This window comes from Pseudomonas sp. PDM16 (genome assembly GCF_014851865.1).
Lineage (GTDB): Bacteria > Pseudomonadota > Gammaproteobacteria > Pseudomonadales > Pseudomonadaceae > Aquipseudomonas.
This window is the reverse complement of sequence record NZ_JACVAM010000003.1, coordinates 489537-503322: the sequence shown is the minus strand read 5'-3', so window position 1 is coordinate 503322 and position 13786 is coordinate 489537. Positions and strand designations below refer to the sequence as shown.

The following is a 13786-nucleotide window of genomic DNA, read 5'->3' as shown; positions in this document are numbered from 1 at the left end:
AACCCGAATGCGGGCCCCGTCCGTTCCTCGGCGCTTTGACCCGCCGGAGGCTGTTACTGGCGTAGCGCCTTGTCCGGCTGTAGTCCAGAAGCTCGTAAACAGGTTCTGGGCGAGTTGCGGATGGGCTTGGATGGCAAGGCGCGTGCGGCGACAATGGCCGCGCGCGCCGGGAACGCCCGGCGTCGTGAATAGTCGAAACGCCCGTTGCCGTCCCGAGGAAAGTCCATGCGTCCCATTGCTGTTGCCGGCCTGCTGTCTCTCTCGCTGTTGCTGAGCGGGTGCCAGGCAATACTGCTCGCCGCCAAGCCCAAGTCGTCGGCGCTGCCCGTCACGCGTGACGCCTGGGAGCATCGCGCGCCGGGCTGCGAAGGCAAGGAGTGCCCGTTGATCAATGTCGACGTGCAGCGTTTCGACGAGCTGCCCGAGCTGAATGCGCGCATCGAGCAGGAGCTGCTCAAACTGACCATCGAGCTGCCGGGTGATCCGCCGTCGCCCTCGCTGCAGATCTACGAGCGAGAGTTTCTGGCCACGGCCAAACCGGGCTGGATGAGCTACCTGCAGGCCAAGGTGCTGGAGCAGCACGACCGCCTGGTGGTGATCGAGCTGTCCAGCTATCGCTTCACCGGCGGCGCCCATGGCATCCCCGGGCGCGCCTACCTCAACTACGACCGTGAGAAGGGTCGCCTGCTGAGCCTGGACGACCTGCTGCTGCCGGACGGAGAGACCGCCTTCTGGCAGCAGGCCGAGTTGGCGCACCAGGCCTGGCTCAAGTCCAGCGGCCTGGGCGATGACCTGGAATACCAGGCCGAGTGGCCCTTCGCCCGCACCGCCAATGTGGCCCTGCTGCGCGACTCGGTGATGCTCAAGTACGAGGTCGGTCGCATCGCGCCGTACGCCAGTGGCCATCCCGAGTTACGCATTCCCTACTCGCGGCTTAACGGCATCGTCAAACCTTTCTACTTCCCTGGTCGCGGCTGATCAGCGCCCGGCCAGCTTGCCCAGCAGCAGTTGCAGGGCGGCGGCCAGGCTCAGCGCCGGCAGGGTGGCGCCGACGGCGGGGTAGAAGCTGACCAGCACATGGAAGGTGGCCACGCCGCAGGCCCAGGCCAGCAGGCTGTCCCAGCGCAGCAGCGGCACGCTGCTCGGCAGCTGGCGGCGGCGCAGGACGAAGTGGTCCATCAGCACCACGCCGAACAGCGGGGCGAACACCGAACCGATCAGCAGCAGGAAGTGCTCGTACTGCGCCAGCGGGGCGAACCAGGCGATCAGGGTGCAGAGCACGCCGATTGCCAGCGCCAGGTGCTCGACCTTGAGCGGCAGCAGGGTGCCGCTGGAGACGGCGGCCGAGTGGATGTCGGCGAAGGCCTTCTCCGACTCGTCGAGCAGGATCAGCAGCAGCGGGATACCCATGCCAGCACCGGCCAGGGCCAGCAGCAGGCTGTTGGCCTCTTCCGGTGCAGCGAAGGCCAGGGTGTAGGCCACGCCCAGGCTCATCAACCACAGGCAGCCGACGAAGAAGCCCAGCGCCGCGCCGGCGAATATGCCGCCAGCACGCTTGCCGAAGCGCGAGTAGTCGGCGATCAGCGGCAGCCAGGACAGCGGCATGGCGATGGCCAGGTCGAAGCCCAGGGCGAAGCTCATCGAACCATCACCCGGGCGAGCCCACAGTGCGGCCATGTCGGCCTTGGCGAACAGGTTCCAGGTCAGCCAGGCGCAGGCGCCGAGCAGTAGCCAGATGCCCCACTGGCGCAACACGCGACGAACGAAGGCCAGCGGGCCGGCCACTGCCAGCAGGGTGGCCAGGGCGCCGAACACCAGGGTCCACAGGGTGGCGTTGATCCAGGCGCTGTCCGCGCCCAGGTACTTGCCGACCAGCAGGCTGGCGGCGTCACGCATGACGATGATCTCGAACGCGCCCCAGCCGATCAGCTGCAGCAGGTTGAGCAGTGCCGGTAGGGTTGCGCCGTGGCGGCCGAGGCTGAGGCGCAGGGCAGCCATCGAGGCCATGCCGGTGTCGCTGCCGATCACACCTACCGCGCCGAGCAGCAGGGCGCCGAGCGCCACGCCGAGCACGATGGCCAGCAGGGCGCCGGCCAGGCCCAGGCCTGGCGCGAGCAGGGCGCCGGCCTGCAGCACCATCAGGCCCATGCCGAGGGAGAACCACAGCACGAGCAGGTCGCGGGCGCTAAAGGCGCGTTCGGTCAGCGGCACGGCGAGGTTGGGTGAATAGTTGGGCGTGTTCACTTCGTTATTATTCTCTGCAGGGGAATAAACAGGCCCCGAGAACTGCGCGGGGCCTGGCAAGGGCAGGGCTCAGACCTGCTTGTAGATCACCGCACCTTCGTCCTTGAAGCGTTCGGCCTGTTCGGCGAAACCGGCCTCGATGGCCTTCTGTTCGTCGGTCAGGCCGTTTTCCTTGGCGTAGTCGCGCACTTCCTGGGTGATCTTCATCGAGCAGAACTTCGGCCCGCACATGGAGCAGAAGTGCGCCACCTTGGCCGAATCCTTCGGCAGGGTTTCGTCGTGGAAGGCACGGGCGGTGTCCGGGTCGAGGCCGAGGTTGAACTGGTCTTCCCAGCGGAACTCGAAGCGCGCCTTGGACAGGGCGTTGTCGCGGATCTGCGCGCCCGGGTGACCCTTGGCGAGGTCGGCGGCGTGGGCGGCGATCTTGTAGGTGATGATCCCGGTCTTCACGTCATCCTTGTTCGGCAGGCCCAGGTGTTCCTTGGGCGTGACGTAGCAGAGCATGGCGCAACCGAACCAGCCGATCATGGCGGCGCCGATGCCCGAGGTGATGTGGTCGTAGCCCGGCGCGATATCGGTGGTCAGCGGGCCGAGGGTGTAGAACGGCGCCTCGTCGCAGCACTCCAGCTGCTTGTCCATGTTCTCCTTGATGAGCTGCATGGGCACGTGGCCGGGGCCTTCGATCATGCACTGCACGTCGTGCTTCCAGGCGATCTTGGTCAGCTCGCCGAGGGTCTCCAGCTCACCGAACTGCGCGGCGTCGTTGGCGTCGGCGATGGAGCCCGGACGCAGGCCGTCGCCCAGCGAGAAGCTGACGTCGTAGGCCTTCATGATTTCGCAGATTTCCTCGAAGTTCGTATAGAGGAAATTCTCCTTATGGTGCGCCAGGCACCACTTGGCCATGATCGAACCACCGCGCGAGACGATGCCGGTGACCCGCTTGGCGGTCAGCGGTACATAGCGCAGCAGCACGCCGGCGTGGATGGTGAAGTAGTCCACGCCTTGTTCGGCCTGCTCGATCAGGGTGTCGCGGAACAGCTCCCAGGTCAGGTCCTCGGCGATGCCGTTGACCTTTTCCAGGGCCTGGTAGATCGGCACCGTGCCGATCGGCACTGGCGAGTTGCGGATGATCCACTCGCGGGTCTCGTGAATGTGCTTGCCGGTGGACAGGTCCATCACCGTGTCCGAGCCCCAGCGGATGCCCCAGGTCAGCTTGGCCACTTCTTCTTCAATGGAGGAACCCAAAGCCGAGTTGCCGATATTGCCGTTGATCTTCACCAGGAAGTTGCGGCCGATGATCATCGGCTCCAGCTCCACGTGGTTGATGTTGGCCGGGATGATGGCGCGGCCGCGGGCGACTTCCTCGCGCACGAACTCGGCGGTGATCTCTTTCGGGATCGAGGCGCCGAAGCTCTGGCCTCCGTGTTGCTCCTTGAGCAGGCCGGCTTCGCGGGCCTCGGCCAGCTTCATGTTCTCGCGGATGGCGACGTATTCCATCTCGGGCGTGATGATGCCTTGGCGGGCGTAGTGCATCTGGCTGACGTTCTTGCCGGCCTTGGCGCGGCGCGGGTTGCGCACGTGGGCGAAGCGCATGGCGGTCAGCTCGGCGTCGTTCAGGCGGCGCTGGCCGAACTCGGAGGACAGGCCGTCGAGGCGTTCGGTGTCGCCACGATCATCGATCCAGGCGCTGCGCACATCGGCCAGGCCCTGGCGCACATCGATCTGCACGTTCGGGTCGGTGTAGGGGCCGGAGGTGTCGTAGACGGTGACCGGTGGGTTGATCTCGCCGCCGAAGGCGGTGGGGGTGACGTCCAGGCTGATCTCGCGCATCGGCACGCGGATGTCCGGGCGCGAGCCCTGTACATAGACCTTCTGCGAGCGCGGGAAGGGCTGCACGGACTGTTGGTCGACGCGGGCGCTTTCGCTCAGGTGTACTTGTTGTTTGCTGCTCATCGGCTCGGCTCCTTGCGGGATGTCGGAGCGAACCTGATGACGGAAGGCGCGCCATGACTGGCGCGAGAGAACTCGCCGAATGGCGAGGACATCTTGTTCCCTACGCAGGCGTTAACCTGATCAGGTTCAACGGGATCCGGAACTATCCGATCTCAGCCCACGACTCTGGGCACCCCGACAAGAACAGTCGGCAGTCTAATCAAGGTTGACCCAGAACAACAATCGGAGCCGGCGGCCGGCCAGGCATTTCGTCGGGAATCCCCAGGCCTGAGCGGTGCGGCAGTGGCATTGTTGCGAGCAAGCAACAAAGCTTGTCGAAAACCGGCCTGCCGTTGCGTTGCGCCCGCCTTGACCGCCGCCAGCCGCAGCCTTAGCCTTGCCCGATTCCTCTCCCCGTATCTAGGACTGATCATGCTACGCAGACTCTCTCTGGCGCTCGCAGTAGCTGCTGCCACTTCAGGAATGGCCTGGGCTGAAGACGCTCCCCTGGCGACCAAGACCGACTTGGTCACCGTCTACAACGAGGCGGTGAAGAACAACGCCGACCTGGCTGCCGCTCGTGCCAATTACTCCGCCATCAGCGAAGTGGTGCCGCAGGCTCGTGCCGGCTTGCTGCCCAATCTTTCCGCCGGTGCCGATTCGATGAACACCGAGACCGACGTGGATACCCGCGCCGGCAACGTAAGCGCCTCACGCAGCGGCCTGTCCTACCGCGCCAGCTTGAATCAGCCACTGTTCCGCGCCGACCGCTGGTTCCAGTTCCAGGCGGCCAAGGCCACTGATCAACAGTACGCTTTGCAGCTCTCCGCTACCGAGCAGAACCTGATCCTGCAGAGCGCCGAGACCTACTTCGCTGTGCTGCGCGCCCAAGACACTCTGGCCTCGACCAAAGCCGAGGAAGCGGCGTTCAAGCGCCAGCTGGATCAGGCCAACGAGCGCTTCGACGTGGGCCTGTCGGACAAGACCGATGTGCTTGAGGCCCAGGCTGGCTACGACACCGCCCGTGCCAACCGCATCCTGGCTCAGCGTGCCGTGGAGGACTCCTTCCAGGCGCTGGTCACCCTGACCAATCGCGAGTACGCGTCCATAGAGGGCATCCTGCACACGCTGCCGGTGCTGGCGCCGACGCCGAACGACGCCAAGGCCTGGGTTGATACCGCCGCCCAGCAGAACCTCAACCTGCAGGCCAGCAACTACGCGGTGGATGCTGCCGAAGAGACTCTGCGTCAGAACAAGGCTGGCCATGCGCCGACCTTGGACGCCGTGGCTCAGTATCAGAAGGGGGACAACGACTCCCTCGGCTTCACCAACAACGATCTGTCCTCACCCTATAACGGCGATGCCGAACAGACCAGCATCGGCCTGCAGCTGAACATCCCGATCTACAGCGGCGGCCTGACCAGCTCCCAGGTGCGCGAGGCCTACCATCGCCTGACCCAGAGCGAACAGGAGCGCGAAAGCCTGCGCCGCCAGGTCGTGGAAAACACCCGTAACCTGCACCGTGCGGTGAATACCGACGTGGAAACCGTGCAAGCGCGCCGCCAGTCGATCATCTCCAACCAGAGCGCCCTGGAGGCCACCGAGATTGGCTACCAGGTCGGTACACGTAACATCGTCGACGTGCTCGATGCCCAGCGCCAGCTATACAGTTCGGTGCGCAACTACAACGATGCCCGCTACGATTACATCCTCAATAACCTGCGTCTGAAACAGGCCGCCGGAACGCTGGCACCGACCGATCTGGAAGCTCTGTCCAGCTTCCTCAAGCCGGATTACAACCCAGACCAGGACTTCCTGCCTCCGGATCTGGCCAAGGCTGCGGAATCTCAGCTTAGGGGCAACCCGGAGTACTGATCGACACGCGAAATCGAAGCCCCGCATCTGCGGGGCTTTTTTTTATGCTGGCATTTGGCCTATACCTTGCTTAGCTACAGCTTTGCTGAGCGCGGCCGATGCAATTGGCATCAGGTCGCCTGACCGGAAGGAGTTTCGTTGTGTCCGTTCTGTTCTCGCTGTTGCGCAGTCGGTTGCTGCGCCCCGTATTCATTGCCCTCGGGCTCGCCATGCTGGCGCAGGTCGGCATCGCCGTCTGGCTGACGCGCGCCACTGTCGATAGCCTGGTCAACGACTTGACCCAGCGTCTGGGGGGCGAGAGCCAGCGCCTTGCCGACGAGTTGGGCAGTGCCGAGGATGAGATGCGCGCCGGCCTGGCTGCGCTCTCCACCAATACTCGCCAGCGCCTTTCCGGTGGACTGACAGGTCAGCTCAAGGATGAACAGACGCAGTTGCGCCAGGTGCTGGAAGAGAATCTCAAGCAGTCGGGCAGCTCCATCGCTCAGTTGCTCGCTGGTGTTGCACCCAAGGCCATCTGGGACAACGACGCCCCGGCTTTGACCGCACTGACTCGTATTGTCCAGCGTGATCCGGCCGTGCTTTTCGCCGTGTTCTACGACGCTCAGGGGCAGCGTCTGACGCGCAACTTCAACCGCAGCAATCCGCGCGTGCGCGAGTTGGTGGCGGTGGGGCAGGGAGATACTGCGCTGGCCAAGTTGGTTGACGCTGCTTCACGTGATCCCAAGGTGCATCTGGTCGAGGTGGAGATCAATCCAATGGGGGCGCCCATCGGCAAGGTGCAACTGGGCATGTCGCTGGACGGCGTGGAGCAGGAGTTGACCGCGCTGGATGCTCGTTTCGCCACCCTGGTCGGCAGCGCGGGCGAGCTGGTGGATAAGAGTCTCTCCGGCGCAGCCCAAGACAGCACTCAGGCCCTGCAGCAACGCCTGCAGCTGGCTGAGCAGGCTACCACCGACATGGCGCGCAACGGCAGCGAGACTGTGCAGCAGGCTGCCGAAAGCCTGCGCTGGCGAATTGCGAGTGGCCTGCTGGTGGTCGGTCTGCTGACCCTGGCCGTTGTGGCCTTGGTGCTTGGCTGGCGTGTGCTCAGTCGCCTGCAGCTGTTGATCGCCGCGCTCAAGGACCTGGCTGCCGGCGAGGGGGATCTGACTCGCCGGGTACAGTTGGACAGCAACGACGAGGTCGGCGAGATGGCCGATGCGGTCAACCGGTTCATCGCCAAGCTGCAACCCATCGTCCGCGAAGCGGGTGAAGTGGCACAGCGCACCGGTGAGGAGATTCGCAGCCTGGCCCAGCGTAGCGCTGCGGCTGAAGCGGCGGCTGGGCGCCAGCGCGATGAGGTGGCTGGCAGCCTGCAAGCACTGGAGGAGATGGCGGCGGCGGCCCAGGCCGAGAGCCGGGCCATGCATGATGCTCAGCAGCGTGTCGCGGCGATCCGCCAGGCGGCCCATGAGAATGCCGCTATCGCCAGCAAGGTCGGCAGCCTGATCGAGGCGCTGGTGGCGCGGGTCGACAGCGGCTCGGCGGTAATCGAGAAGCTGGCCAAGCAGAGTGAGCAGATCGAGGTGGTGCTGACGGTTATCCAGTCCATCGCCGAGCAGACCAACCTGCTGGCCTTGAATGCGGCTATCGAGGCGGCGCGGGCGGGAGAGAGTGGTCGAGGCTTTGCCGTGGTCGCCGACGAGGTGCGTGCCCTGGCGAGCAAGACCCAGCAATCCACCGGCGACATCCAGGCTCACATTACTGCTTTGCAGCAGGGGGCGCGCGAGGCGGTGGCTGTGATCGGTCAGGCCGGCGGCCAGGCGGCCGAAGGATTGCAGGCGCTGCGCGACAGCGCGCGCCTGCAGCAGTCTGTGCAGGCGTCGGTGGACGAGGTACATGGTGCGATCGACACCGCGACCCGTTCCGCTGCCCACCAGGCCGATGGTGCCTCGGCTGTGCGCGGTCGGGTTGAGGTGATTCACAGCGAGGCCCAGCGTGCAGCGCAGGCGGTCAGTGAGACAGTGGCCAGCGGCAGGGTGGTGGATGGCCTGGTGGCTCAGCTCAAGGCTAGCTTCGCCCAGTTCAAGGTCTGACGGCCTGGGCGTGGGGAGTAGCCCGACCTGGGGCTGCTCCTGCTGCAGAGATTTGCAGACACCAGAAAAGACAAAACCGAGCCATTAGCTCGGTTTTGCTTTGAAGAGTGGTGCCCAGGAGAAGACTCGAACTTCCACGGTGTTGCCACCGCTAGGACCTGAACCTAGTGCGTCTACCAATTCCGCCACCTGGGCACATTGCGACAATTGCTCGCCGACTTTTGCAGCATTCACCGTTTTCACGGTACGGAAGCTGCTCCGTTAAAAGCGAAACCGAGCTGTTTGGCTCGGTTTCTGAAGAGTGGTGCCCAGGAGAAGACTCGAACTTCCACGGTGTTGCCACCGCTAGGACCTGAACCTAGTGCGTCTACCAATTCCGCCACCTGGGCACGGGAAACTATGATTACTCAGTCGCTTCCGTGTTACAACGTCTCAGCAACGCTGTGGGCGCGAACTATACGGAGCACCCTTTTGCTTGTAAACCCCTGATGGCGAAAAAATTATTGTGCTGACCCCCGATGCCGTTTCGCGCTTCAATAGGGGCATGGCACACCATCTATATATGCGTAAAGGTGATTTCACTTAATGGCCGATTGGCAATCCCTCGATCCCGAGGCCGCCCGTGAGGCGGAAAAATACGACAACCCCATTCCCAGCCGCGAGCTGATCCTGCAGCACCTGTCCGAGCGCGGTTCGCCCGCTGCCCGCGAGGAGCTGGTGGAGGAGTTCAGTCTGACCACCGACGAGCAGCTCGAAGCGCTGCGTCGCCGCCTGCGCGCCATGGAACGCGACGGCCAGCTTATCTACACCCGCCGCGGCACCTACGCGCCTGTTGATAAGCTCGACCTGCTCCGCGGTCGTATCAGCGGCCACCGCGACGGCTTCGGCTTCATGATCCCGGATGACGGCAGTGACGACCTGTTCCTCAGCCCGGCGCAGATGCGCCTGGTGTTCGATGGCGACCGCGTACTGGCCCGCGTCTCCGGTCTGGACCGCCGTGGTCGCCGCGAGGGCGCCATCGTCGAAGTCATCGAACGTGCCCATGAGACTATCGTCGGTCGCTACTTCGAGGAGGCCGGCATCGGCTTCGTCGAGGCCGACAATCCGAAGATCCAGCAAGAAGTGCTGGTTACTCCGGGGCGTACTGGCGGTGCCAGGATCGGCCAGTTCGTCGCGATCAAGATCACCCACTGGCCGACTTCGCGCTTCCAGCCGCAGGGCGACATCGTTGAAGTGATCGGCAACTACATGGCGCCGGGCATGGAGATCGACGTGGCGCTGCGCAGCTACGACATCCCGCATGTCTGGCCGGATGCAGTGACTAAAGAAGCGCGCAAGCTCAAGCCGCAGGTGGAAGAGAAGGACAAGGAGAACCGGGTCGACCTGCGTCACCTGCCGTTCGTCACTATTGATGGCGAGGACGCCCGCGACTTCGACGATGCTGTCTATTGCGAGAAGAACAGCAGCCGCTGGAAGCTGTTCTCCGGCGGCTGGAAGCTCTATGTCGCCATCGCTGACGTGTCGCACTACGTCAAGGTCGGTTCGGCGCTGGACGAAGAGGCGCAGAAGCGCGGCAACTCGGTGTACTTCCCCGAGCGCGTGGTGCCCATGCTGCCGGAAGAGCTGTCCAACGGTCTGTGCTCGCTGAACCCGCACGTCGACCGTCTGGCCATGGTCTGCGAAATGAGCATGTCCAAGTCCGGCGAGCTGGTCGACTACCAGTTCTACGAGGCGGTCATCCACTCCCATGCGCGCCTGACCTACAACAAGGTCAGCTACATGCTGGAGCAGCCCAAGAGCAGCGAAGGCAAGTCCCTGCGCGAGGAATACAAGGAAGTCCTGCCGCACCTCAAGCAGCTCTACTCCCTGTATCAGGTGCTGCTGGCCGCCCGTCACGAGCGTGGCGCCATCGACTTCGAGACCCAGGAGACGCGTATCGTCTTCGGTGCCGGGCGCAAGATCGCCGAGATCCGTCCGACCCAGCGCAACGACGCACACAAGCTGATCGAGGAATGCATGCTGGCGGCTAACGTGGCCACCGCGCGCTTCATGCTCGATCACTCGATGCCTTCGCTGTACCGCGTGCACGATGGCCCGCCGGCCGAGCGCGTGGAGAAGCTCAAGGCATTCCTCGGTGAGCTGGGTCTGGCCCTGCACAAGGGCAAGCAGGCGCCGGTGCCAAAGGACTACCAGAAGCTGCTGGCCAGCATTCAGGGGCGTCCGGACTTCCATCTGATCCAGACCGTGATGCTGCGCTCGCTGAGCCAGGCGGTGTATAGCGCTGACAACAACGGCCACTTCGGTCTGAATTACGAGGCCTATACCCACTTCACTTCGCCGATCCGCCGTTACCCGGACCTGCTGGTGCATCGCGCCATTCGCAGCGTGATTCGTTCCAAACGTGAGACCAAGCACGTGCAGCGCGCTGGTGCGGCGAGCATGCCCAAGGCACGCATCTATCCGTACGACGAGGCGGCGCTGGAGAAACTCGGCGAGCAGTGCTCGATGACCGAGCGTCGTGCCGACGAGGCGACCCGTGACGTGGTCAACTGGCTCAAGTGCGAGTTCATGCAGGATCGCGTCGGCGAGACCTTCGAAGGTGTGATCACTGCGGCGACCGGCTTCGGCATCTTCGTCGAGCTGAAGGATATCTATGTCGAAGGTCTGGTCCACGTCACCGCGCTGCCGGGCGACTACTACCACTTCGACCCGGTGCACCATCGTCTGTCCGGCGAGCGCAGCGGGCGTAGCTTCCGCCTCGGCGACAGCGTGGAAGTGAAGGTCATGCGCGTCGATCTGGACGAGCGCAAGATCGAGTTCGAGCTGAGCGAAGGCAAGGCCGACAAGGCGCCGGCCGGCCGCGGCCGTGCCGGTAGCGACGGGCGCAAGAAGCCTGCGCCGAAGTCTGCCGGCTTCGGCAATGCCGACGTGCAGAAGAGCCGCGACGTGAAGAAGGCGCTGCTCGATGGCGCCAAGAAAAGCGGCGGTAAGGCACCTGCGAGCAAGAGTGGTGCGGCCAAGAAGCCTTCGTCCCATCGCAAGGGTGCGCCCAAGTCGGGCGGCGCCGCGCCTGCGGCCGGCAAGCCGAGCAGCAAGCGTAAGGCGAAGCGATGAGCCAGCTGGAGAAGGTCTACGGCGTGCATGCCGTCGAGGCATTGCTGCGCCACCATCCCAAGCGGGTCAAGCAGCTGTGGCTGGCCGAGAGTCGCCAGGACCCGCGGGTGCAGACCCTGCTGGAGCTGGCTGGGCAGAATCGCGTCCCGGTCGGCAACAAAGATCGCCAGGAACTGGATGAGTGGGCCGAGGGCGTGCACCAGGGTGTGGTCGCTGAGGTCAGCCCGAGCCAGGTGTGGGGCGAGAACATGCTCGACGAGCTGCTCGAGCGTAGCGAAGGCCCGGCGCTGTTGCTGGTGCTGGACGGCGTGACCGACCCGCACAACCTCGGCGCCTGCCTGCGCACCGCCGATGCCGCCGGCGCCCAGGCGGTGATCGTGCCCAAGGACAAGTCGGCCACCCTCAACGCCACCGTGCGCAAGGTGGCTTGCGGCGCCGCCGAGGTGATCCCGCTGGTGGCGGTGACCAACCTGGCGCGCACCCTGGAAAAGCTGCAGAAGAAAGGCTTGTGGATCGTCGGCACCGCCGGCGAGGTCGATCAGGAGCTGTATCAGCTCGACATGACCGGCCCCACGGTGCTGGTCATGGGCGCCGAGGGTAAGGGTATGCGCCGCCTGACCCGCGAGCACTGCGACTATCTGGTGAAGCTGCCGATGGGCGGCAGCGTCAGCAGTCTCAACGTCTCGGTCGCCACCGGCGTCTGTCTGTTCGAGGCGGTGCGCCAGCGCCGCGCGGTCATGCCCAAGGCCGGACGGCTGTTCAAATAATCGCCAATTCGCCTTGCGTGCGGCAGGGGGCTTCTCTAGAATGTCGCCCCTTGCCGTGACGGCAGGCGCTTGCGCGCCTTCGCTTCGGCAAGTTCAAACGAGTCATTCACTCCTTGCCTGACCACCTTCTGTTGGCAGGCTACAACCCGTAAGGAGCATTCATGCGTCATTACGAAATCATCTTCCTGGTTCACCCGGACCAGAGCGAGCAAGTCGGCGGCATGGTCGAGCGTTACACCAAGCTGATCGAAGAAGACGGCGGCAAAATCCACCGCCTGGAAGACTGGGGTCGTCGCCAGCTGGCCTACGCCATCAACAATGTTCACAAGGCTCACTACGTGATGCTGAACGTTGAGTGCAGCGGCAAAGCCCTGGCCGAGCTGGAAGACAACTTCCGCTACAACGACGCCGTGATCCGTAACCTGGTCATCCGTCGCGACGAAGCCGTTACCGGTCAGTCCGAGATGCTCAAGGCCGAAGAAAACCGCAGCGAGCGCCGCGAGCGCCGTGAGCGCGTTGAAACCGAATCCGCCGAAGGCGAAGACGGTGACAACAGCGACAACGCTGACGAGTAATCCACGGATCTATTGAGGAGCCACATTCATGGCACGTTTCTTCCGTCGTCGTAAATTCTGCCGTTTCACCGCTGAAGGCGTGAAAGAGATCGACTTCAAAGATCTCAACACCCTGAAAGCCTACGTATCCGAAACCGGCAAGATCGTTCCTAGCCGTATCACCGGTACCAAGGCCAAGTACCAGCGTCAGCTGGCCGTCGCTATCAAGCGCGCCCGCTACCTGGCCCTGCTGCCCTACACCGACAGCCACGGCCGTTGATAGCAGACCGTCGATTTCGTAGTAAGGGATAAATCGCATGCGCGCCTTGGCTGATTTCATCATGCGCGGCCGCATGCAGGCCACCCTAGTGGTGGTCGGTTCGGCGGCAGTGCCGCTGTTGTTCTGGTTGAGCGCCGCTGCCAGTTGCCTAGTGCTGCTGCGGCGGGGGCCGAGAGATGCCGTTGGCATCCTCGCCTGGGCGATGCTACCGGCCGTGGTCTGGTGGCATTTCGGCGAACCGCGCACCTTGCTGGTGCTGCTCGGTTCGCTGGGGCTGGCGTTGTTGTTGCGCGCCGGTCACTCCTGGGTGAGGGTTGTGCTGGCCAGCATCCCCCTTGGTCTGGTGTATGGCGTGATTCTGGGTGCGGTGTTCCGCGAACCCATCACAGCAATGGCGGGTGAGCTGTACAAGCTGATGCCGCAAATGCTCGATGGGGTCTACCAACAGATGTCGGTAGAAGAGCGGACCCGCCTGGAGGCGCTGATCGCCCCGGTGCTCACCGGATTGATGGCTGCGTTGCTGCAGATCGTCAGCCTGCTCTGCCTGATGCTCGGGCGGTACTGGCAGGCGGCGCTGTACAACCCCGGCGGCTTCGGGCTCGAGTTTCGTGCCCTGCGCTTGCCTGCACCGCTGGCCTTCGGGCTGTTGGCGGTCATGCTTCTGGCGCCCAATCTGGGTCTGGAGCTGGCCATGCTGACGCCGCTGTGCAGTGTGCCCCTGGCGTTTGCCGGTGTGGCTCTGCTGCATGGCCTGGCCGCAACAGGGCGCCTGGCGCGCTTCTGGCTGGTGGGGCTGTACGTGTCGCTGCTGCTGTTTATGCAGCTGGTTTATCCGTTACTGGTGGCTGCGGCCACCATCGACAGTCTGATGGATTTTCGCGGTCGCCGAACGCGCAATAACGGCGCCGGTCCCGCGAACGGTGAAGGTTAAAAGTTAAGAGGTAA

Annotated in this window: 10 protein-coding genes, 2 tRNA genes, 1 pseudogene and 1 riboswitch; of the genes and pseudogenes, 9 read left to right on the top strand and 4 right to left on the bottom strand. The window is 64.1% G+C overall.

Annotated features, from left to right (window positions below; translation table 11 throughout):
* Nucleotides 1-225 precede the first annotated feature (225 nt).
* Nucleotides 226-978, top strand: a complete 753-nt coding sequence (locus IB234_RS14250) for an RsiV family protein (RefSeq protein ID WP_192318793.1) — start codon at nt 226-228, stop codon at nt 976-978.
* Here IB234_RS14250 and cytX read toward each other — a convergent pair whose 3' ends face one another.
* A complete protein-coding gene (cytX, locus tag IB234_RS14245) occupies nt 979-2244 on the bottom strand; it encodes a putative hydroxymethylpyrimidine transporter CytX (protein WP_192318791.1) in 1266 nt (421 codons plus the stop codon).
* Between the two features lie 69 nt (nt 2245-2313).
* Nucleotides 2314-4197: a phosphomethylpyrimidine synthase ThiC gene (thiC, locus tag IB234_RS14240; protein ID WP_192318789.1), complete on the bottom strand. Its 1884-nt coding sequence runs from the start codon at nt 4195-4197 to the stop codon at nt 2314-2316.
* An 80-nt stretch (nt 4198-4277) separates the two neighbouring features.
* Nucleotides 4278-4384: riboswitch (TPP riboswitch) on the bottom strand.
* 224 nt (nt 4385-4608) lie between these two features.
* Between thiC and IB234_RS14235 the strand changes: the two genes are divergently transcribed.
* From IB234_RS14235 to IB234_RS24405, 3 genes and pseudogenes are all read left to right on the top strand, one after another.
* Nucleotides 4609-6051 carry a TolC family outer membrane protein gene (locus tag IB234_RS14235; protein ID WP_192318787.1) on the top strand — a complete coding sequence of 481 codons (1443 nt, stop codon included), beginning with the start codon at nt 4609-4611 and terminating at the stop codon, nt 6049-6051.
* Nucleotides 6052-6149: 98 nt separating this feature from the next.
* Nucleotides 6150-7268 (top strand): annotated as a pseudogene (locus IB234_RS24410) (HAMP domain-containing protein); the annotation flags it as partial.
* Nucleotides 7242-8126: a methyl-accepting chemotaxis protein gene (locus IB234_RS24405; RefSeq protein ID WP_412547923.1), complete on the top strand. Its 885-nt coding sequence runs from the start codon at nt 7242-7244 to the stop codon at nt 8124-8126. The pseudogene IB234_RS24410 and the gene IB234_RS24405, both read left to right, overlap by 27 nt.
* A gap of 108 nt (nt 8127-8234) precedes the next feature.
* Here the strand turns inward: IB234_RS24405 and IB234_RS14225 are convergent.
* Nucleotides 8235-8321, bottom strand: a tRNA-Leu gene (locus IB234_RS14225).
* A gap of 107 nt (nt 8322-8428) precedes the next feature.
* Nucleotides 8429-8515: transfer RNA gene (locus IB234_RS14220), tRNA-Leu, on the bottom strand.
* Nucleotides 8516-8711: 196 nt separating this feature from the next.
* Between IB234_RS14220 and rnr the strand changes: the two genes are divergently transcribed.
* The 5 genes from rnr to IB234_RS14195 all read left to right on the top strand — a co-directional run bounded on the left by rnr (nt 8712) and on the right by IB234_RS14195 (nt 13772).
* A complete protein-coding gene (rnr, locus tag IB234_RS14215; RefSeq protein ID WP_192318783.1) occupies nt 8712-11240 on the top strand; it encodes a ribonuclease R in 2529 nt (842 codons plus the stop codon).
* A complete protein-coding gene (rlmB, locus tag IB234_RS14210) occupies nt 11237-12007 on the top strand; it encodes a 23S rRNA (guanosine(2251)-2'-O)-methyltransferase RlmB (protein WP_192318781.1) in 771 nt (256 codons plus the stop codon). Before rnr ends, rlmB begins: the two co-directional genes overlap by 4 nt.
* 161 nt (nt 12008-12168) lie before the next feature.
* Nucleotides 12169-12582: a 30S ribosomal protein S6 gene (rpsF, locus tag IB234_RS14205; RefSeq protein ID WP_043310390.1), complete on the top strand. Its 414-nt coding sequence runs from the start codon at nt 12169-12171 to the stop codon at nt 12580-12582.
* 28 nt (nt 12583-12610) lie between these two features.
* On the top strand, nt 12611-12841 hold the full coding sequence (gene rpsR / locus IB234_RS14200) for a 30S ribosomal protein S18 (protein WP_043310391.1): 231 nt from the start codon (nt 12611-12613) through the stop codon (nt 12839-12841).
* A 37-nt stretch (nt 12842-12878) separates the two neighbouring features.
* Complete coding sequence (locus IB234_RS14195) at nt 12879-13772, top strand: hypothetical protein (RefSeq protein WP_043310392.1); 894 nt, start codon at nt 12879-12881, stop codon at nt 13770-13772.
* The last annotated feature ends 14 nt before the right edge of the window (nt 13773-13786 follow it).